Origin of the sequence: Methylobacterium thuringiense, assembly GCF_022179645.1 — a bacterium.
Classification (GTDB): domain Bacteria; phylum Pseudomonadota; class Alphaproteobacteria; order Rhizobiales; family Beijerinckiaceae; genus Methylobacterium; species Methylobacterium thuringiense.
The window spans coordinates 103108-122076 of record NZ_BPRA01000010.1 but is presented as its reverse complement, the minus strand read 5'-3'; the positions used below and the strand labels follow the sequence as shown (position 1 = coordinate 122076).

Here is an 18969-nt window from a genome sequence, read left to right as displayed (position 1 = left end):
GCCTGACCGATGGAGACCCGTGCCAACTACGCCCTGATCGGCGCCTTCACGATTGCCGTCGTGCTCGCCGGCTTCGGCTTCGCATTCTGGCTGCATGGCGGCTCCCGCAGCGATACGGCCCAAGCGATCCGCATCGTTTTTTCCGGCAGCGTCGGCGGACTCGCCAAGGGCTCGACCGTGTCGTTCAACGGCATCAAGGTGGGCGAGGCCACGGACGTGCACCTGCTGCCGCAGGACCCGCGCCGGGTCGTCGCCACCGTTGAAGTGCTGCCGACGACGCCGCTGCGCGCCGACACCCGCGCCCGGCTCGACTCGGCGATGCTCACCGGCGTCTCGCAGATCTCGCTGTCCGGCGGCAGCGCCGACGCGCCGCCGCTCAAGGCCGGCGCCAACGACACGATGCCGACCATCTTCGCAGATTCCTCCGACATCCAGGACATGATGGCTGCCGCCCGCCAGATCGCACAGCGGGCCGACGACATGCTGCAACGTCTCGACAAGGTGATCGCCGGCAACGAGGGCGCCATCAACCGCACGCTCGCCAACGTGGAGACCTTCTCGAAGACGCTTGCCGATGCCGGCCCGGCCATCGGCGCGCTCGTCCAGGCGATCGACGGCCAGAAACTCAACCGGGTGATCGACAACGTCGACCGCTTCTCCACGGCGATGGCGAATTCGAGCCCGAACATCGAGGCCGGCCTCGGCGACGCCCGCACGATGATGGCCAAGCTCAACGCCTCGGCCGACAAGATCGACGCCGTGCTCGCCGGGGCCCAGGGCTTCCTCGGCTCGGCCTCGGGCCAGCAGGGCTCGTCCACCTTCGCAGAGATCCGCGAGGCCGCGATCTCGGTCCGCGACGCCGGCAAGGCCTTCCGCCTGCTCTCGGAAAACCTCGACAAGCGCACCGCCACCATCTCGACGAGCGTGAGCCGTCTCAGCGGGTCGAGCCGCCGCGAGGTCGAGGCGCTGGCGAGCGACGGCCAGCGCACGCTGAACACCCTCAGCCGTGCCGCCAAGAGTCTGGAGCGCGACCCGTCGCAGGTGATCTTCGGCGGAAAGCCGTCGTTGCCGGAATACAACGGTGGACGCTGAACACAACCGTAGCGGACGAATGTGCCGCGCCGCACGGGCACCGGAAGAGCTTTGCCGTAGTTTGACCCCGGTGGGCCGCCTCCCGGCCCGGAGACACGACGTGTTCGCGCTGATGACGACGGCCTCGACTTCCGGCACAGCCGCGACCCGGCGCGTCTCCGCGCGGTTCCGGCCTGCCGGCCTCGCCCTGGCGGCGGTGCTGAGCTCGGGCCTCGCCGGCTGCGGCGGCGGCGCCACGCCGCTGACCTTCGACCTCGCGGCCTTGCCGGGCAACGCGCGTCCGGGCGGCGCCACCCGCGCCATCGTCGTCGCCGAACCCATCGGCCTGCAGCCGCTGGAGGCCGACCGCATCCTGGTGCGCGAGCCGAACGGCTCCCTCTCCTTCGTCGGCGGCGGGCAATGGTCCGACCGGCTGCCGCGCCTGATCCAGACGCGCATCATCCAGAGTCTTGAGAATTCCGGCCGCCTGCGGTCGGTCACGCGCCCGGGCGACAAGGTGGTCTCGGACTACCAGCTCGTCAGCGAGATCCGTGAATTCGACATCGCCGCCGGCTCCCGCGAGGCGGTGGTCGACATCTCCGCCAAGATCGTCGCGGAAGGCACCGGCAAGGTGGTCAACGCCCGGGTGTTCTCGGCCCGTGTCCCCGTCCCCGCTGTCGACGCGGCGAGCGCTGCAGCCGGCCTCGACGCGGCGCTGGGTCAGGTACTCGGTGACGTGGTGCGCTGGGTGAATTCGGGGCGGTAGTTTTCCGTCGGGGCTCTCAATCGACGCCTATCACGTAGCCGGCTCGTGCCGGCAGATCATGCAGAGCGCGTCCCAGAGTTCGAAGGCGAGAGCGCCCGCGATGATCCTGGCGCGGGTCAGCGCCTCGTCGTCGTCCGAGGCGTCGATCTCGACCATGGTGGCGCCCTGCCCTTCGCGGTCGAACACGATGGCCCGGTAGCCGGGAATCCAGCGGCGAGGGTCGTCGGACTCGGAGCGGGGAACGTCGCGCGGCATGGATCCCGTCAGGCTCGGGGCAGGAGCGCTACAGCGCGCTCCGCCGAAGTAGCAACGGCATCGGGCACGGCTCCAAAGGAGGCTCCAAGGGGGCTCGCTGCCGCCGCCGGCCCGTTTCAGGGCAGGCGGTTCCGTACGGTACCAAAACGTATCATATCATACAACGAAGGCCGGTCGTCCCGGGTGCGGGCCGGCGGTGCGGATGGCGCCACCCTGCCCTTCAGGATCGCACGGCGCAGCGGGTCCGAATAGTACAGGTGGACGACGGCCGAGAGCGCCAGCGTGGCGAGCGTCGCCGTCGTGGCCGTGAGCCAGGGCCAGTCCGCGGCGCCGGCCCCGCCGAGGATCACCCTGTCGAGCCCGTTGATGGCCGCGTAGACCGGCGTATGCAGCAGGTAGACCTCGAACGAGATCCGGCCGAGCACCACGAAGGGACGCGAGACCAGCGGGCCGCGCCGGATCGCGGCGCCAAGCAGGACGAGGGGTGCCCAGAACAGGACGGTGAGTCCGTTATGGGCAATCGGCTCGGGCAGGAGCGGCAGCAGCAGGCTCAGCAGCGCCATCGCGACGGCCATGGCCGCGACGAGCCAGAATATGGGGATCGTGACCCTCTGCCAGAGCACGTAGAGCAGGAGCCCGGCGATGAATTCCGGCAGGCGCAGCAGGGGAAAGAACTTGACGAACTGCGCGGCGAGGACCGGGCCGGTGCCGGCCGGGTCGATCAGCGAGCCGCCCTCGCCGTAGGCGAGCCAGACCGCCATCGCCGCCGCCGCCGTCCCGCACCAGAGCGCGAGGGTGGCGAGGGTCGCGGCCAGGGGCCGGCGCAGCACGACCGGCAACAGCAGCGGGAACAGGACGTAGAAGAACAGCTCCGTCGAGATCGACCAGGTCGGACAGTTCAGCGAGCAGGCCGCCCCCGGCACCCAGGCATGGAGGCCGAGCGGCGCGAGCACGATCCCCGACAGCAGCAGCTCCCGCAGCGGTTCGGCCGATTTCGCCGCCCAGCTCAGCAAGAAGGGCAGGCTGATCGCGAGGGAGACGAGGTAGACCGGAACGATCCGGGCGATCCGGGCGCGCCAGAACCGGGACAACACCCGGCGGTCGCCGAGATCGACCTGCGCGTAGCTGTGGGCCAGGACGAAGCCGGAGAGCAGGAAGAAGAACGTCACCCCGGAATAGCCCATCAGGATGGCGTCGATCTTCCGGTAGTCGTGAAAGTAGAAGGCGTCGAAGTGGAAGAGCAGCACGTAGGCGGCCGCGACGAAGCGCAAAGCGGTGAGCGCGTGCAGTGGTTCGGCCCGCACGTCCGCGGCCCGCACCGGAGCCTGCGGGCTCCGCCGGCTGCAGCCGAGGGGAAGGGCGTGGTCCATGACCTGTCCTGCTTCGGCACAGATGCCGGGAGAGGACGGGGCCGTCGCAGGAACCGTGCGGAACGACCGCAAGATTCGGCTTCGTTCCGGCCGGACTCGGATTAGGGTTTACGCTGGCCGTATCCCAATGTGCATCGATCTGGGCCGACGATCGGGATCGATGCGTTCGGCGGACGGCCGCCGTCGCGCAGGCAGACGACGATGAGCGACCTTCATCGCCGTCTGGTATTACTCCATCACCGCCGCCTTCATGATCACTACCATGGTGGCGCGGCCGGGCGCGGCCCCGACGCAGCGCACGGCATGCGGGCGGTCGCAGCGGTAGCGCAGGGTCTCGCCGGCCCGCGCCCGCAGTGTCTCACCCGAGACGTCGACCTCGAAGGCGCCCTCGATCACCGAGAGCGATTCCACCGAACCGCGCTGGTGCGGATCGGAATCGAGCACGCCGCCGGAATCGGCGGTGACGTCGTACCATTGCAGCCACTCGACGGTCTTGATCCAGCCGATGATGGCGAGCCGGACCTTGCCGTCCTCGGAGACCAGGATCGGCGTGTCCGCCCGCGAGGTCTTCTCGATGAAGGGCTCCTCGTCGGAGGTGGCCAGCACCCGCTCGATCGAAACGTCGAGGGCCTGGGACAGGCGCCAGATCGTGGCCAGTGTCGGGTTGGTCTCGTTGCGCTCGATCTGGCTGATGATCGACTTCGCCACTCCCGATTGCTCGGCGAGTTCCGAGAGCGAGAGATTATAGGCCTTGCGCAGCCGCTGGATGGTCTTGCCGAGCTGCCCCGACAGCACCTGCGCGCCGAGATCCCTCGCGCGCCCCTTGTCGAGGCTCGTCGCCGTGTCCTGCATGGTCTCCGTCCGCCGCAACTCACCGGTCATCCGCACGAGCATGTCCATCAAAAGCAAACGCTGGGCGGGCGCAACCTGGCGGGAGCGAATCCTGCCCTATCGCCAGAGGGCGTGGAAGTGGTGGACCGGGCCGTGCCCCTGCCCGACCGAGACGCTGTCGGCTCCGCGGATTGCGGCGGTGACGTAGGTCTTGGCGCGGGCCACCGCGTCGGCGAGTTCGAGTTTTCCGGCGAGGCCCGCGGCGACCGCGGCCGAGAGGGTGCAGCCGGTGCCGTGGCTGTTGGTGGAGACGATCCGCGGGGCGGCGAAGCGGCGCAGCGTGCCGTCGGAGACGACGAGGTGGTCGACGCTCTCGTTGCCCTCGGCATGGCCGCCCTTGATCAGCACGGCGCGCGCCCCGACGGCCAGGATCTTCCGCGCCTGGGCGACGGCCTCGTTCTCGGTCGTCGCCGCGCTTTCGCCCAGCAGCGCGGCGGCTTCCGGCAGGTTCGGGGTGATGAGCGTCGCGAGCGGCATCAGCTCGTCGCGCAAGGCCGCCACCGCCTCCTCCGAGATCAGCCGGTCGCCGCTGGTGGCGACCATCACCGGATCGAGCACCACCGGCAGGTCGCCGGCATAGCGGCGCAGGCCCTCGGCCACGGCGCGGATCGTGGCCGGCTGCGAGAGCATGCCGATCTTGATCGCCCTGACGTCGAGATCCGAAAACACCGAGTCGAGCTGCGCGGTGACGAAGTCCGGCGGCACGTCGTGGATGCCCTGCACCCCGCGGGTGTTCTGCGCGGTCAGCGCCGTGATCACGCTGGCGCCGTAGACGCGAAGCGCCGCGAAGGTCTTGAGATCGCCCTGGATGCCGGCGCCCCCGCTCGAATCCGAGCCGGCGATGGTGAGCGCGATCGGGGTGGCCATCGGCATTTCCTCTATAACCAGCGGTCCTGACGGCCGACGCCGTCAGGACCGTCCGCCGCATGAGCGGCGACGCGCATTCGCGCTTGCCAACGTCCGACAGTATCGAAACTTTCGGCCGTTGGTATCAGCTCTTGGTCCCGCGCGCATTGAGCGCCGCATCGATGCGCGCGCGCAAGTCGCGGGCGGATGTCTCGGTGGAGCTCCCCTTGAACAACGCCGAGATCAGCGCCACGCCGTCGGCCCCGGCGGCGATCACCTTGGCCACGTTGCCGGCATCGATCCCGGCGATGGCGCCGAGCGGCAGGCCGGCGCCGCGCGCGAGGCGGGCGCGAAACACGAGGCGCTGCAGCCCGTCGAGCCCGACCGGCGCATCCGGGTTGTCCTTGCTCGTCGTGGCAAAGACGCCGCCGATGCAGGCATAGTCCACCGGCAGCCGGTAGAGCTCGTCGGCCTGCGTCCCGGTCTTCACCGTGAGCCCGACGATGGCCCGCGGCCCGAGCAGCCGCCGCGCCTCCTCCGGATGCAGGTCGCCCTGGCCGAGATGCACGCCCTCGGCGCCGGCCGCGAGCGCCAGGTCGACCCGGTCGTTGACGAGCAGCGGCACCCGGCCCGCGACCGCCGCGTGGATCGCGCGGATGCGCGCCAGCGCGGCGCGCGCATCGTCCAGACGCTTGTCGCGGTATTGCAGCAGCGTGCAGCCGCCGGCCACCGCCTGCGCGGCGAGGTCCGCGAGCCGCGCGCCGTCGCCCCCGAGCACGCCGACGTCGAGGAGGCCGTAGAGGCGCAGGTCGACCGGGCGCGACACGCCCGGACGCGTCCCGATCGGGCCGCCGATCACGCGCGACCCCGCCGAACCCCGGCGGGCCTGACGATTTTCATGAGGTGTTCCGTTCGCTCTTTCAGTCCGCATCCGCCGGGAGCGGCCGCGTGGGACGTGCGTCCCGCCCGTCCCACGCCGTCCCAGGCGGGTTCTGATTACGCGCAGCGGATCGGTTCGTCGATGATCCGATCATATGGCAATCCGCGCGGTCGGCGGCGAGATGCGTGGGCTCGCGTGGCGGCGACATGATGCGAACGCGGACGCAATCGCGTCGAGTGATCGAAATGTGCCCCCTAGCCGACGTTGAGAACTTCTGCTTCTGGGCAGTCTGCTGAGGTCAGCGGTCAAGCAGACGAGGTTGGCCTCTAGCGGTCGTTCGGAATGCTGGGTTCATGACCTGCGCTTGGACCTGAATCCAGCAACCCTGCGCCGCACCAACATCTACAAACCTGCTCGCAGGGCGTCGAAGGAAGTGAGCTGGGTTAGCGCTGGCGCGCTTGGCGCTCACCACTACAAGCCCTGAATGGTCAGCTCGAACGGAAGAACTGTCAGCATGAATGCTGTCAGCCTCGCTGAAGGTGGATTTTGGCCGAACCACAACAAAGCCGAGCATCGCAGATATGCGGGCTCGACTCTGACTGCTACGGTCAAACGATCGGGGGATCGAATGACGTATAAGAAATTGGCGCTCGACGCGCTCACTGTGAACAGTGCCAACGATCGCCACGGCGAACTTGAGAATGAAACAGCAGCCATCGGTTGGTTGTTCACCAATCACGAAAAGGCCATGCGCGCATTGGCGAAGGACCTCGCGGAGACCGGCGAGGTTTACGAGCCGCCATTGGTTTGGCTGAATAGCGACGCATACATCGTCTTCGATGGTAACCGGCGCGTCACCTGCCTCAAGCTCATCGCCCGGCCGAAGCGCGCGCCGAGTGTGGAACTTCAGGCCTTTTTCAAAGGCTTAAAGGAGAGTTGGAGCGGCACCTTCCCTACGAGGCTGGAATGTCAGATCGAGCCCGATCGCGAGCGCATTGACGACATTCTGCTGCGCCGACACACGGGCACGCGCGGCGGCGTCGGGCGAAATCCCTGGACAGACCGGATGACGGCGACATTTGTCGAGCGGTCGGGCAAGGGCGGCGGGGTCAACGTCGCGGACGACATCGAAAAGCGGCTTCAAGCTGCGGGCGCGCTGCCGGCAAGAAAAATACCGTGGTCGACGGCCAATCGGCTCTTGGCCTCCGAAGGCCTGCGCAATCGCGTTGGAATAAGCGTTACGCGCGGTAAGCTACAACTCACCCACAACGAAAGCCTGGTCCTTCCGATCTTCCGGCGTGTGGCGGAGGACCTAGCCACCCGTAAGGTGGTCCTCGGTGATCTCTGGGATAACGAAGGCAAGGTCGCCTATCTCGACCGTCTAGAGGCCGAGGGCGTATTGCCCTTGCCGCCGCTCCCCTCTCCGGGCGCCGGCTCCAGCATCCCACCAAATCCCAATCCCGGTTCAGATCCAAATGTTGTACCACGCCCCGGTCCGGGCGGCCCCACCGCAGCTCCGTTCGCCCCGCAACCGCCGGCTCCGAAGCCGAGCAAGCGCACAACCCTAATTCCTCAAGTCAACCATGCAGTGGTCTGGCAGGCCCACGTCCAGCGTCATCGCCAGATCTGGGAGGAATTGCAGTTCAAGTTGCAGCTGCACGACCACCCCAACGCGATCGCGGTGCTTTTCAGAGTCCTGTTCGAGTTGTCGATCGACAACTATATCACCCGCACCAACCTCACCGCCGTCCATTCGAACGACCTGCTGAAGAATAAGGTCAAAAAGGTCGGCGCCGATCTTGAAGCCAAGAAGAAGATCGACGGGAAGTACGCTAGCCTGATCCGCAAGCTCGACAACGCCGACGGCCTATTCTCGATCGACACGATGAACCGCCATGTACATTCGCCCGAATTTGCGCCTTCGCCCAGTCATTTAACGGCCCTCTGGGACCAAGCATCGCGGCTCATCGTCGTCTGCCTCAACGCCTAGGCGAGCTCATGAACGAAGAGCTCCGGAGCATCCCAGAACGTATCCTCGGTCTAGCGAGAGCGGCCCTCACGCAGGCCAACCAACACGCTGTCTTCATGGACCCCGGAAGCGAGCACTGGCCATTGATGTCGGTGCTCAATACGGCCCACGCCGGAGAGCTGTTCCTCAAAGCCATCATCGCCACAGAGCATCCGCTGCTAATATTCAAGGATATTGTGACCCTAGATGACAAAAACGCAGACGAGCTTGACATCCAGCGGTTGTTGGCACGTGGCCGGACGCACGACTTTGAGAAGCTGCCACAGGTTCTGTGGGCGACCACAGGCCTGAGAATTCCCAATCCTGAGTGCTACGAGCGCCTACGCCAAGCACGCAACGCGATCCAACACTTCTGCCCGCCGGATGTGTGCGACCTCAGCGCACTATCGCTGGAATTTATCTACACAATCCTCGATCCTCTAATCGCCTGCCGATTTGGTATCTACGCCATCGAACATCACGAAGATCACAACTTAAGCTATGACTATGTTGTGTCCTGTTTGCTCCGCCGGGAACTGCGCTTTTCGATCCCCAACGATTTCGCGGTGACCGAGATTGATCTCAATGAGGAGATTGGCGAAGCATCCACTGATTACCGCTCTTGGTTCCGCGGGGCGCTCACGTCCATAGGCAAGGTCGATCTGCTCGAAACATAACATCCGCTTCCGTCAGCCAACCACCGCGCCTTGTTTATCTAGTTGTTTAGGAGCTGCCTGCAACTTTTACGAAACCGCAGACGGCCAGACACCCTGATATAAGCTGACGAACCCGCATCAGCAATTGCGAACAACCGTCAGACCATATAGAACAACTTGTCTGTCCCCAGGCTATTACCGATTATTTATCTTTGGCGAAGCTCTCGATGAACGTTATGATTCTATTTTTTGGCTTCGGGATTCCTGTTTCCTGAAGCGAGAGAGGCTCAATCTCATTTCGTTCTGGGCCATGACAATTTCTGCCATCCCGTCACCATTGAACCAGTATATGAAATTGACTGAATTACAGTCCGGATTATCGTCACTGAACGCGGCAAAGCCAGAAAGCAGAATTTCACGCGCCGCGTCGTCCTCTTGGAAGTCGAACCATTCGAGCGCATACCAATACTGAGCGAACCCGGTGTGAAGCATGCGCTCGTGGTGCGCCAAGCCCCAAAATGGTTTGAGCCCGATCAGTTTCATGTCTGGAAGCCAGGTTTTGGCTGCTTTAAGCCTAGCTGCAGACTTGCACGTTTTCCCAATCTTGTAGAGACCGTGGTTCTCAATCACGTAGACGAAACCCGGATCAACACGGTGAAGCCGCCAGACTGGCATGATGGAGCCGACTGCCTCGAACATCAATCTTTCCTACGACGTGAAATGCGACGGTCGCTAAACATGCATTTTAGAACAAATAATGAACATCTGTCGAGCAAGCTTTCCCTTAGTCAACAGGCGGACATATCGTGGGACCCCGCAAAGTGGTCGTCTGTCAGAAGCCAAACGAACGTCTGGTTTTTTGATTCTGCTTCCCAGAAGCAGACGGGCGAAAATCAACCCAACTCGGACGGTCGGAGCGGGTACCAAGAGTCAGATTCTTACCACCAGACCGTTGTCATGACGCGCTGTCTCTTTCGACCGGCCGGCACCCACTCGCTCGGAAAGCGCTCCAGACGGCGCGAGCGTGGCGGGTGAACCCCATGAAACGCCGCCCGCCGTTGACGATGGAGGCCGTGCTGCCGCACTAGCAGCGGAACGTTTTGGAGGCCGTCCAAAGCGATTCCAGGACGAGGGCGATTCCGTGCGCTCGCCACCGCGACAGGAGCCCTTCGGCCGCATGACGGGCGCGATCACGAGCGCGGATCCGCGCACGGTTTCCAGCGCGTCCTCGGTCGGGCTCGTCGCGGTCATCATAGCTGCGACCGGCGGGGAGCCGCGGGCGCTCACCGTTCAGGTCGCGGGCCAGGCCGAGGGCCGGGGGACGGGGCTGCCGGCGGGCCCTCTCGTGCCGGAGCACGCCACCCTGGAGCGCGGCCTGCGCGCCTGGGTCGAGCGCCAGACCCAGCAGCGCCTCGGCTATGTCGAGCAGCTCTACACCTTCGGCGATCGCGACCGGAAGGCGGCCGGTCCCGAGGCCGTGCATCTGCTCTCGGTCGCCTATCTCGCCCTGGTGCGGGAAGCCCGGGCGGCGGGCGGCGCGGCGCCCGATGCCGAGCCGAATGCCGCCCCCACCTGGCGCAACTGGTACCGCTTCCTGCCCTGGGAGGATTTTCGCGAGGGGCGGCCGGCCGCGCTCGGCGCGATCGAGCCGCGCCTCGCCGCCTGGATCGCGCAAGCGGCGGACGCCAAGCTGCGGCGGCAGCGCGAGGACCGCGTCGGCCTGAATTTCGGCGGCACCTGGAACGAGGAGCGGGTGCTGGAGCGCTACGAGCTACTGTTCGAGGCCGGCCTGATCCCGGAGGCGCAGGGCCAGGCCGGCACGGCGGCCGCCTCCGGCATCGCCACGACCGGCCAGCCCATGGCGCTGGACCACCGCCGCGTACTCGCCACCGCGATCGGGCGGCTGCGCGGCAAGATCAAGTATCGCCCCGTGGTGTTCGAGCTGATGCCGCCGGCCTTCACGCTGCTGCAGCTGCAGAAGACCGTCGAGGCGCTCTCGGGCACCCGCCTGCACAAGCAGAATTTTCGCCGGCTCGTGGCGCAGCAGGGGCTGGTGGAGGAGACCGACGGCGTCACCAGCGGCGCGGCCGGCCGCCCGGCCCGGCTCGTGCGCTTCCGCCGCGAGGTGCTGCTGGAGCGCCCGGCCCCGGGCGTGCGGCTGACGCCGTCGCGGCGTCCGGCCTGAGACCCGGGACCGGCGGCCCCGGGCGTCCTCACTTCTTCCGCGGCGCGCGGGTCTTCTTGGCCGGGGCCTCCTCGACGGGAGCGGATTCCACCACCGGATCGGGGACCGCCTTGCGGCGCTGCTGGCCGAGGCCGAGGGCGCGGGCCAGTTCCGAGCGCTGCTCGGAATAGCTCGCCGAGGTCATCGGATAATCGGGGTTGAGGCCCCATTTCGCGCGGTACTGCTCCGGGGAGAGCCCGCGCAGGGTCAGGTGCCGGCGCAGGGTCTTGTAGGGTTTCCCGTCCTCGAAGCTGATCAGGTATTCGTGCGAGACCGAGCGCTTCACCTCCTGGCTGGTCGCCTTGGCCGGCGCGGCGTCGGCGGCAGGTACGGCGGCGGAGACGCCGCAGATCGCCACGTGGACGTCGCCCAGGAGCTTGGCGAGGTCGGCGCTCTGTACATGGTTGTTGCTCACATACGCAGAGACGATGTCGGCGGTGAGGGTGACGAGTCTGGCCGTTTCGGCGCTTGGTTCACTCATGTCTGACCTGCCATCGGTGTCGCTTGAAAAGATCGACCGAACGGTATGCCCGGCTTCGGCGAGGGGCAAGATCTCCAAACTGTAAAATCAAGCACTCGAATGAGAAACCTGGCGGCGAATGCTCGCAAAATTCGATTTTGCACAACTGGTACCGGCGGCCGCGCCTAAAAACCAAGTGTCGGCAAGCGATTGGATCGGCGGCGGGGTTATGTTGAACGAACCGTTGATTACAAGCGCGGCAATGCCGCAATCCGTCGAAAAGCTACGGTCTTGCAAGATCTTGAGCAGAATTGGGCTGCCCGGTCGCGTGCATTTGCGCGCGCCGTCCCGCCGGCCGGGCGAGGGGTGAGGCGCACGGCGCGGCAGGCCGGGGCGGCCGGCCGGCGACGGCGGAGGATATCCTGTGGATTCTACGCAGTTCTTGCTGAGACGGCGGATCTCGACGGCCGTCATCTTCGGCCGATCGGTGATGATCCCGACCGATCTCGGGGGCTACACGGCGGCCAGCCGAAACGGCCGGTCCGCCCCCGTCTTTGCGCGGCGATAACGGGGGAAGACTTGTCGTCCCCCCGGGGAAACACTGGCCTCAGGCGAGGCCGAGCATCAGCCCGATGTTCTGCACGGCGGCGCCCGAGGCGCCTTTGCCGAGATTGTCGAGCCGGGCGACGAGCACGGCCTGGGGCTGCTCCCCCGAGCCGAACACGCGCAACTCGAGCCGGTCGCTGTCGTTGAGGGCCTCGGGCTCGATGCGCTCGCGGTGCGCGCCCTCGGCCGCCCCGGTCACCACGTCGACGAGGCCGGCGCCGTCGTAATGCGCGGTCAGCGCCGCCTCGAGATCGGTGGCGGAGGGGCGTCCGGGCAGGGTGTCGAGGTGGAGCGGGATGCTCACCAGCATGCCCTGCCGGAAAGCTCCGACCGAGGGGATGAAGATCGGCCGCCGCGTCAGGCCGCTATAGACCTGCGTCTCCGGCAGATGCTTGTGACCGAGCCCGAGCCCGTAGAGCAGGAACGGCTCCCCCTCCCCGCGCTCGTAGCTCTCGATCATCGTGCGCCCGCCGCCGCTATAGCCGCTGACCGCGTTGATGCTGACGGGATGGTCGGCCGGGATCAGCCCGGCCGCGATCAGCGGCCGCAGCAGGGCGATGGCCCCGGTCGGGTAGCAGCCGGGGTTGGCCACGCGGCGCGCGGCGCGGATCGCATCCCCCTGCGCCCGGTCCATCTCCGGAAAGCCGTAGGCCCAGCCGGGCGCGACCCGGTGCGCGGTGCTGGCGTCGAGGATTTTGGGGCCGCCGCCGGGCAGGGCGTCGGCCATGGCGACGGTGTCGCGCGCGGCGTCGTCCGGCAGGCACAGCACGACGCAGTCGACATCGGCCAGCAGGGCGCGCTTCACCGCCGGATCCTTGCGGCTCTCGTGCGGGATGCTGACGAGGTCGACCCGGCCCTCGCGCTCCAGGCGCTCGCGGATGCCGAGCCCGGTGGTGCCGGCCTCGCCGTCGATGAAGACCTTTGGCATCGTGGAAGCGCTCGTCTCGGACATCGTCACCCTCGGCGAGCACGTGGAATCCCGGCCGCTGCGAGTCAATGACGCAGCGGGCATGACGGGACCGTGACGCGTCGGCTGTGGACGTGGCGACTTGCCCCGGAACGCCCCCGCGGCCCTTCGGTTGACCCTCCGAAAAAAGCGTTCGGAGACACCCGATGGCAGCCACCGCGAAGAAGACCGACCCGAAGCTCTGGGACAAAGTGAAGGACGAGGTCACCGCCTCCGACAAGGGCGGCAAGCCCGGCCAGTGGTCGGCCCGCAAGGCCCAGATGGCGACGGCCGAATACAAGAAGAAGGGCGGCGGCTACGCCGGCGCCAAGGCGAAGGACAACCACCTCAAGCAATGGACCGAGGAGAAGTGGGACACGAAGTCGGGCCGCGAGAGCGGCGAGACCGGCGAGCGCTACCTGCCCGAGGCGGCGCGCGAAAAACTCTCCGATGACGAATATGCCCGCTCCACCGCCAAGAAGCGGGCGGACGGCGCCAAGGGTAAGCAGCACTCGGCCCAGCCAAAGGACGTCGCCCGCAAGGCGGCCTCGGCCCGCCGTTCGGCCCGTGGCGACGGCCCGACCAAGGCGGAGCTCCTGAAGCGCGCCAAGGCGAAGGACATCAAGGGCCGCTCCAGCATGAGCAAGGGCGAGCTGGAGCGGGCGCTCGGGGCGTGACGTCGGAGGTTTCGATCGGGCGTGGCGCGGCGTAACAGGGCGTCGGACGAAGGGCGGGGCGTGATCCCGCCTGCGACGATTGGGGCGAACCTTTGAACCGAGCGCGTACGACGCTGAAGGCTCTTCTCTCGGCCCTGGCGCTGACGGGCGCGGCTGGATCGGCGCAGGCCGCGGCCCTCACCGTCGTCGCGGTCGGGGCGAGCAACACCTCCGGCTGGGGCGTCGGCGAGGCCGCGGCCTATCCGGCCCGGCTCGAGGCCCTGCTGCGGGAGCGTGGGCTCGACGTGCAGGTGGTCAATGCCGGCCGGCCCTTCGACACGACGTCGGGGATGCTCGGCCGGCTAGACGCCGCCGTGCCGGAGGGAACGCAGCTCGTGGTGCTCCAACCCGGGGCCAACGACCTCAGGTTCTTCGGAACGCGGGAGCGACGGTCCGCCAACATCGAGGCGATGCTGGCGCGGCTCGCGGAGCGCGGCATCCGGGCGATCGTCTACGACCCGGCCTTTCCCCGCGAGAGCTACCAGTGGGACGGCATCCACATCACGCGGGAGGGCCATGCCCGCATCGCGGAGGATCTGGCGCCGCAGGTGTTGGAAGCCCTCAAGCCGCCGGCGAAGGCTGGCAGAAGGCTAGGTCCTTCCGCCCGCCCTTAGGCCGCCTCGGAGACATCCTCGTTGGCGCAGGCGTCGACGCGGACCGCGCCGTCGGCGGTCAGCGAGCAGATGAACTCCGTGCCGTCCTCCAGTGCGAAAGCATGGAAGAAGTGTTTTTCGAGTTCTTCGAGGCCTTCGCCGGGAAGATCCGCAATTTCGTCGCGCGCGCGCTCTTCCAGGGTCGGAAGATCACCATGGTCTGCGGCCACGCTCTGCGCAGAGCGGGTAAAGACGACGTCGAACGACATTGTTGCCTCCTTGCATCAACCAAGGCGTGAGCCCGCGAAGACATCCCCGAGTTGAGGCGATTTTGGGGCGGGTGTGTCGCGCGCACCTCGAGCGGCTGGTTCGAGCCGGCCCGGCGCCCCCCTGCCCCGCGCTGCTATGACCGCTCGCCGCGGCGGAGCCTTTTGCCGTCCGCGACGGTTCGTTTGCCGGACATGCTGCCGCCGGGGTCGCATTGCCATCGCGGATTCGAGACCATGATGAACACGATCCTCGTCGTCGCCCTCGTCTGCGCGAACACGGTGGCGGCGCCCGATTGCAACCGGGAGACGGCCCTCGACATCGTCACCGCCCAGGCCCATTCCCTTCAGGAATGCCTGATCCAGGGGCCGACCGTCGCGGCGGGTTCGGGCCGGGCCGCCGACGCGAACACCTACGTGAAGACCCGGTGCGAGCAGCGCCACTGATGCGGAGCCTCCCATGAGCGACAACGACGCCGTCAGCCCCGAGCGGGCGGTGATGATCCGCCTGCGCGCCCGCCTCGCCGTGGTCGAGCGCGCGGCCTGGTTCGGGTTCCAGCACGCCATGCGCACGCAGCCGGCCGAGACCGAGGCCTACATCGCCTCCGAGCGGGCACGCTGCGCGGAGGGCTTCGCCGGCCCGAACTGGTCGAAGGACCTCACGCCGGCCGAACGCGCCATGCTCGGCGCCGAGGTCGATTCCGGCCTGGCGCAGCTCGTCGCGGACGCGAAGGAGGACGGCACGGCCTGATGCCCGACATTGGGCGTGGCCTCCGGGCGGAGACCCGCTAATCTCCTGCGCGATCGGCAGCGTGGGAGATCGCCATGGCGAAGGCAACCGACGACGACACGCAGGCACCGCGCCTGCTCAGCCCCGACAAGCTCGTGGCGGCGGAAGGCGGGGCGAACGCGCCGGTGCTGTTCTTCGACGTGGCCCCCGTCTTCGGCATGCGCGGCGGGGTGTTTTCCCTGGTCCTCGAAACCTTCGTCCAGGACATTTCCGAGAGCGATGCCGGCGACAGCCGCCGCCTCGTCGTGGCCCATCTGCGCACCACCGCCGAGGGCATCCGCTCCCTCAAGGAGGCGATCGAGAAGATCGAACTGATGGCGGCGCCGTCCCAGGGCGGCACGAACTGACGCCGGCCGTGCTGCGGATCTCGAAGACCCTGCTCGTAGCCGCGATCGCGCTGACTTGCTCGCTCGTCGCCTATGGCAACCTCATCGATCCGGCGGGCAATCTCGACTTCGTGCGGCACGTGCTGTCGATGGACACGGTCGAGCCGGGCTCGGCGATCCGCGGCCGGGCGATCACCGATCCGGGCCTGCAGCAGGCCGCCTTCGTGCTGATCGTCGCGGGCGAGGCCTGCATCGCCGGGCTCTGCTGGATCGGCGCGGCGCGGATGCTTTTCGCTCTCCGTGGCCCCGCCCCGCATTTCGCCGCGGCGAAAGCCTGGGCCGTCGTCGGGCTCACCCTCGGGTTTCTGCTGTTTCAGACCGGCTTCATGGGCATCGGCGGCGAGTGGTTCGGCATGTGGATGTCGAAGACCTGGAACGGCCAGGAGGACGCGTTCCGGTTCGTGCTGATCCTGCTCGGTGTGCTGATCTACGTGGCACTGCCTGAGGGGGAGGCGTGAACGCGGCTTCTTGCTAATCGGCCAAAAGGGTAAGCCAGTGACATATCTGCGTCGTTGGCTTATGGAGCGGTATGCTCCCGGCTCTCCACACCGTCGCCGAGACATCGGACTTCATCAGGGATGCCGATGCCGAGCGAATGCCAGGCACGACACGCACCATGCTGAAGCTCAGGCTGGCGGCCGATCCGGAGGCAGGCGAACTCATCGTGGGCTCGGGCGGCATCCGCAAGCTTCGCGTCGCCGGCAAGGGGAAGGGGAAGAGCGGCGGCTACCGCGTCCTGACCGCCTATGTCGGCATCGAAGCGCCGGTCTATCTGCTCGCGGTCCTGAGCAAGGGTGATCGGCAGACGTTCACCGACACCTAAGTCGGGCAGTTGGCCAAGCTCACAGCGTCGATCAAGGCCCATTGGCGCACCAGACGAACCCGAGCGTCATCGTAGTCGGGGAGAACACGAATCGTGGCGAGAGACATTTTCGAGCGGACGCTGTCCGCACTGCAGGAGGCCGACGCTCATGCCGGAGGTGAAACGCCGCCCGGCATGATCGTCCACGTGCCGGACGCCGTGGACGTGGCGGCGATCCGCAAGCGGACCGGCAAGGCCCAGCCCGCCTTTGCGGCCAGCATCGGCGTGCCGGTGGCGACCCTGCGCCAGTGGGAGCACCAGCGCCGACAGCCGCAGGGACCGGCCCGCGTCCTCCTGGCTCTGCTGGACAAGAATCCCCGCCTCGTCGAGGACATCCTCGGTCAGCCGGGCTGATCACCGAAGTGATCCCGCCACGCCGGCAGAGCGAGACACGGCAGGCGCGTCGCCGAAAACACGCCGATCGCCACGGCGCGGGCCAGAGTGTCCGCCGCCGCTGCGCCGATGCGGGCGAGGTCGCCGACGGGATCGGCGAGGGGCAGACGGCCGGTGGACACCGCAAACACCACGTCGCCGTCGAGCGGCGTGTGGACCGGGTGGATGGCGCGCGCCAGGCCGTCCTGCGCCGTCACCGCGAGGCGCTTGGCCTGAGCCTTGGTCAGCGCCGCGTCGGTGGCGATCACGGCGAGGGTGGTGTTGGTGCCGGGCAGCGCCTCGCGCGGCCAGGAGAAGGCGTCGGCCGGCACCGGTGACGGGAAGCCGAGGCCGCCGAACTCGGCGCCGCGCTCGAACGGGGCCGCCCAGAACTGCCGCCCCTGCCCCACCGTGACCCGGCCGAAGGCGTTGACCGCGGCCAGGGCGCCGACGCGGAACGGCCGGTCCGGCACCTGCGCCGAGGCGCTGCCGATACCGCCCTTGAGGTTCGCCGTACGCGCGCCGAGCCCGGCCCCGACCGAGCCCATCGCAAAATCTTCCGCCGCGGCGAGGGCGGCCGCGTAGCCGAGGTCGCGATAGGGCGGGAACCGGCCCCAATCCTTGTCGCCGCCGTTCAGGAGATCGAACAGGATTGCGCCCGGCACGATCGGCACGCGCATGCCGCCGACGCAGAAGCCCCTGCCCGTCTCGGCGAGCCGCGCGACGATGCCGGCGGCGGCATCCAGCCCGAAGGCGGAACCGCCCGACAGGCTGAGGGCGTCGATCGCCGCGACCGTGGCCGAGGGGTCGAGCAGGTCGGTCTCCCGCGTGCCCGGGCCGCCGCCGCGCACGTCCACGGACGCCACCACGGGCCGGTCGAACAGGATCGCGGTGACGCCGCTGCCGAGGCGTTCGTCGCCGGCATGGCCGACGCGGATGCCCGCGATGTCGGTGAGGCTGTTGCGCATGGCGGCTCCCCGGCTTGGCTCGTCGCATTCTCGACCGACGACCGACAACGACGAATCTTTCAGCGACAGGTCGTTGGCAAGCGCGACTGCGCGCCGCCGCCCATGCAGCGGACGATCTTCGAGGCTTCAGCCTCGAAGATCACTCGATCGAGAAGCTCGCACGGCAGCGCGATTCCGGCGAGCGGTTCGCAGGGAGTCGCCCGCATAGAGCAGCAGCGCCAGCCAGATCAGTGCGAACAGCACGATCCGGTCCGGCGGCAGGGTCTCGCCGTAGAACACGATGCCGAGCAGCATCAGGCAGGAGGGGGCGAGGTATTGCATCAGCCCCAAGGTCGCGAGGCTGAGGCGCTGGGCGGCGGCAGCGAACCAGATCAGCGGCAGGGCGGTGGTGATGCCGGTGAGGAGCAGCAGGCCGAACTGGCGGCCGTCGGCGGGGACGGCATCGGGCGCGAGCAGGACGTAGGGCAACGCCGCCGGCAGCAGCAAAAACGTTTCGGCGAAGAAGCCGATCATCGCGTCGACGCCGACGATCTTCCGGAAGAGCCCGTAGAGCGCGAAGCTGACCGCGAGGCCGAGGGAGAGCAGCGGCAGCCGCCCGGCCATCAGCAGCGCGAGGACGACGCCGAGCAGCGCGATCGCGACGGAGACCATCTGCACCGGCCTCAGCCGCTCGCCGAGCACCAGGGCGCCGAGGCCGACGCTGACCAGCGGGTTGATGAAGTAGCCGAGGCTCGCGTCGAGCATGTGCCCGGAGCCGACGGCCACAAGATACAGCATCCAGTTGAAGGCGATGGCCAGCGCCGAGGCGACGAGCAGCGCGTGGCGCGGCCGCAGCGGAAACGGGTTCGCCAGCCGCCTGCGCAGCACGACCAGCAGGATCGTGACGAACACGGCCGACCAGACGATGCGGTGCGCCAGGATCGCCTCGGCCGAGACGCCGTCGAGCAGCCGGAAATGCACCGGCACCACGAGGCCCCAGCTCAGATAGGCGAGCAGCGCGTAGATCAGGCCCACGGGAGCGGCTTCCGGCGACAGTC

General features: G+C 67.6%; 25 protein-coding genes. 13 read left to right on the top strand and 12 right to left on the bottom strand.

Annotated features, from left to right (window positions below):
* Nucleotides 1–9 precede the first annotated feature (9 nt).
* Nucleotides 10–1092, top strand: a complete 1083-nt coding sequence (locus MFF07_RS12240) for an MlaD family protein (RefSeq protein ID WP_147821684.1) — start codon at nt 10–12, stop codon at nt 1090–1092.
* A gap of 112 nt (nt 1093–1204) precedes the next feature.
* The gene (locus MFF07_RS12235) at nt 1205–1837 is read left to right on the top strand and encodes an ABC-type transport auxiliary lipoprotein family protein (protein ID WP_238232119.1); all 633 of its coding nucleotides are present in this window, start codon (nt 1205–1207) and stop codon (nt 1835–1837) included.
* Nucleotides 1838–1867: 30 nt separating this feature from the next.
* Here MFF07_RS12235 and MFF07_RS12230 read toward each other — a convergent pair whose 3' ends face one another.
* From MFF07_RS12230 to thiE, 5 genes are all read right to left on the bottom strand, one after another.
* Nucleotides 1868–2092, bottom strand: a complete 225-nt coding sequence (locus MFF07_RS12230) for a hypothetical protein (protein WP_147818433.1) — start codon at nt 2090–2092, stop codon at nt 1868–1870.
* A 116-nt stretch (nt 2093–2208) separates the two neighbouring features.
* Nucleotides 2209–3462, bottom strand: coding sequence for an acyltransferase family protein (locus MFF07_RS12225; RefSeq protein WP_147818432.1), 1254 nt, complete (start codon nt 3460–3462; stop codon nt 2209–2211).
* 228 nt (nt 3463–3690) lie between these two features.
* Nucleotides 3691–4314, bottom strand: a complete 624-nt coding sequence (locus tag MFF07_RS12220; RefSeq protein ID WP_147818439.1) for a helix-turn-helix domain-containing protein — start codon at nt 4312–4314, stop codon at nt 3691–3693.
* Between the two features lie 96 nt (nt 4315–4410).
* Entirely contained in the window at nt 4411–5220 is an 810-nt protein-coding gene (gene thiD, locus MFF07_RS12215; RefSeq protein WP_147818431.1) for a bifunctional hydroxymethylpyrimidine kinase/phosphomethylpyrimidine kinase, read from the bottom strand.
* A gap of 124 nt (nt 5221–5344) precedes the next feature.
* On the bottom strand, nt 5345–6025 hold the full coding sequence (gene thiE, locus MFF07_RS12210; protein ID WP_238232047.1) for a thiamine phosphate synthase: 681 nt from the start codon (nt 6023–6025) through the stop codon (nt 5345–5347).
* Nucleotides 6026–6593: 568 nt separating this feature from the next.
* Between thiE and MFF07_RS12205 the strand changes: the two genes are divergently transcribed.
* Together MFF07_RS12205 and MFF07_RS12200 are read left to right on the top strand one after the other, a co-directional pair.
* A complete protein-coding gene (locus MFF07_RS12205; RefSeq protein ID WP_238232045.1) occupies nt 6594–8069 on the top strand; it encodes a hypothetical protein in 1476 nt (491 codons plus the stop codon).
* Between the two features lie 8 nt (nt 8070–8077).
* A complete protein-coding gene (locus MFF07_RS12200; protein ID WP_147818429.1) occupies nt 8078–8764 on the top strand; it encodes a hypothetical protein in 687 nt (228 codons plus the stop codon).
* 213 nt (nt 8765–8977) lie between these two features.
* Here the strand turns inward: MFF07_RS12200 and MFF07_RS12195 are convergent, their stop codons facing one another.
* Nucleotides 8978–9442 carry a GIY-YIG nuclease family protein gene (locus MFF07_RS12195; RefSeq protein ID WP_147818428.1) on the bottom strand — a complete coding sequence of 155 codons (465 nt, stop codon included), beginning with the start codon at nt 9440–9442 and terminating at the stop codon, nt 8978–8980.
* Between the two features lie 478 nt (nt 9443–9920).
* On the opposite strand from MFF07_RS12195, the gene MFF07_RS12190 reads away from it, so the two are divergent.
* Nucleotides 9921–10928, top strand: a complete 1008-nt coding sequence (locus MFF07_RS12190) for an NUDIX hydrolase (RefSeq protein ID WP_147818427.1) — start codon at nt 9921–9923, stop codon at nt 10926–10928.
* Between the two features lie 28 nt (nt 10929–10956).
* Here the strand turns inward: MFF07_RS12190 and MFF07_RS12185 are convergent, their stop codons facing one another.
* From MFF07_RS12185 to argC, 3 genes are all read right to left on the bottom strand, one after another.
* Nucleotides 10957–11448, bottom strand: coding sequence for a Ros/MucR family transcriptional regulator (locus MFF07_RS12185; protein WP_147818426.1), 492 nt, complete (start codon nt 11446–11448; stop codon nt 10957–10959).
* Between the two features lie 87 nt (nt 11449–11535).
* The gene (locus tag MFF07_RS12180; RefSeq protein ID WP_147818425.1) at nt 11536–11901 is read right to left on the bottom strand and encodes a hypothetical protein; all 366 of its coding nucleotides are present in this window, start codon (nt 11899–11901) and stop codon (nt 11536–11538) included.
* 133 nt (nt 11902–12034) lie between these two features.
* Nucleotides 12035–12961, bottom strand: coding sequence for an N-acetyl-gamma-glutamyl-phosphate reductase (gene argC, locus MFF07_RS12175; RefSeq protein ID WP_373322328.1), 927 nt, complete (start codon nt 12959–12961; stop codon nt 12035–12037).
* Between the two features lie 185 nt (nt 12962–13146).
* Between argC and MFF07_RS12170 the strand changes: the two genes are divergently transcribed.
* A complete protein-coding gene (locus MFF07_RS12170) occupies nt 13147–13656 on the top strand; it encodes a hypothetical protein (RefSeq protein WP_147818423.1) in 510 nt (169 codons plus the stop codon).
* A gap of 92 nt (nt 13657–13748) precedes the next feature.
* Complete coding sequence (locus MFF07_RS12165) at nt 13749–14309, top strand: GDSL-type esterase/lipase family protein (protein WP_238232042.1); 561 nt, start codon at nt 13749–13751, stop codon at nt 14307–14309.
* On the opposite strand, the gene MFF07_RS12160 is transcribed toward MFF07_RS12165, so the two are convergent.
* The gene (locus MFF07_RS12160) at nt 14306–14557 is read right to left on the bottom strand and encodes a hypothetical protein (RefSeq protein ID WP_147818422.1); all 252 of its coding nucleotides are present in this window, start codon (nt 14555–14557) and stop codon (nt 14306–14308) included. The genes MFF07_RS12165 and MFF07_RS12160 overlap by 4 nt on opposite strands.
* Before the next feature lie 237 nt (nt 14558–14794).
* Between MFF07_RS12160 and MFF07_RS12155 the strand changes: the two genes are divergently transcribed.
* From MFF07_RS12155 to MFF07_RS12130, 6 genes are all read left to right on the top strand, one after another.
* Nucleotides 14795–15001: a hypothetical protein gene (locus MFF07_RS12155; RefSeq protein WP_147818436.1), complete on the top strand. Its 207-nt coding sequence runs from the start codon at nt 14795–14797 to the stop codon at nt 14999–15001.
* A 13-nt stretch (nt 15002–15014) separates the two neighbouring features.
* The gene (locus tag MFF07_RS12150) at nt 15015–15305 is read left to right on the top strand and encodes a hypothetical protein (protein ID WP_147818421.1); all 291 of its coding nucleotides are present in this window, start codon (nt 15015–15017) and stop codon (nt 15303–15305) included.
* Nucleotides 15306–15379: 74 nt separating this feature from the next.
* A complete protein-coding gene (locus MFF07_RS12145; RefSeq protein WP_147818420.1) occupies nt 15380–15691 on the top strand; it encodes a hypothetical protein in 312 nt (103 codons plus the stop codon).
* Nucleotides 15692–15699: 8 nt separating this feature from the next.
* Nucleotides 15700–16188, top strand: a complete 489-nt coding sequence (locus MFF07_RS12140) for a DUF2165 family protein (protein ID WP_238232040.1) — start codon at nt 15700–15702, stop codon at nt 16186–16188.
* Between the two features lie 71 nt (nt 16189–16259).
* Nucleotides 16260–16553, top strand: a complete 294-nt coding sequence (locus tag MFF07_RS12135; protein WP_147818418.1) for a hypothetical protein — start codon at nt 16260–16262, stop codon at nt 16551–16553.
* A gap of 93 nt (nt 16554–16646) precedes the next feature.
* Nucleotides 16647–16946 (top strand): helix-turn-helix domain-containing protein, encoded by a 300-nt coding sequence (locus MFF07_RS12130; protein ID WP_147818417.1) that lies wholly within the window; start codon nt 16647–16649, stop codon nt 16944–16946.
* Here the strand turns inward: MFF07_RS12130 and MFF07_RS12125 are convergent.
* Nucleotides 16934–17932: a P1 family peptidase gene (locus MFF07_RS12125; protein WP_147818416.1), complete on the bottom strand. Its 999-nt coding sequence runs from the start codon at nt 17930–17932 to the stop codon at nt 16934–16936. The genes MFF07_RS12130 and MFF07_RS12125 overlap by 13 nt on opposite strands.
* Before the next feature lie 126 nt (nt 17933–18058).
* Nucleotides 18059–18946 (bottom strand): EamA family transporter RarD, encoded by an 888-nt coding sequence (gene rarD, locus MFF07_RS12120; RefSeq protein ID WP_147818415.1) that lies wholly within the window; start codon nt 18944–18946, stop codon nt 18059–18061.
* Nucleotides 18947–18969: the final 23 nt, after the last annotated feature.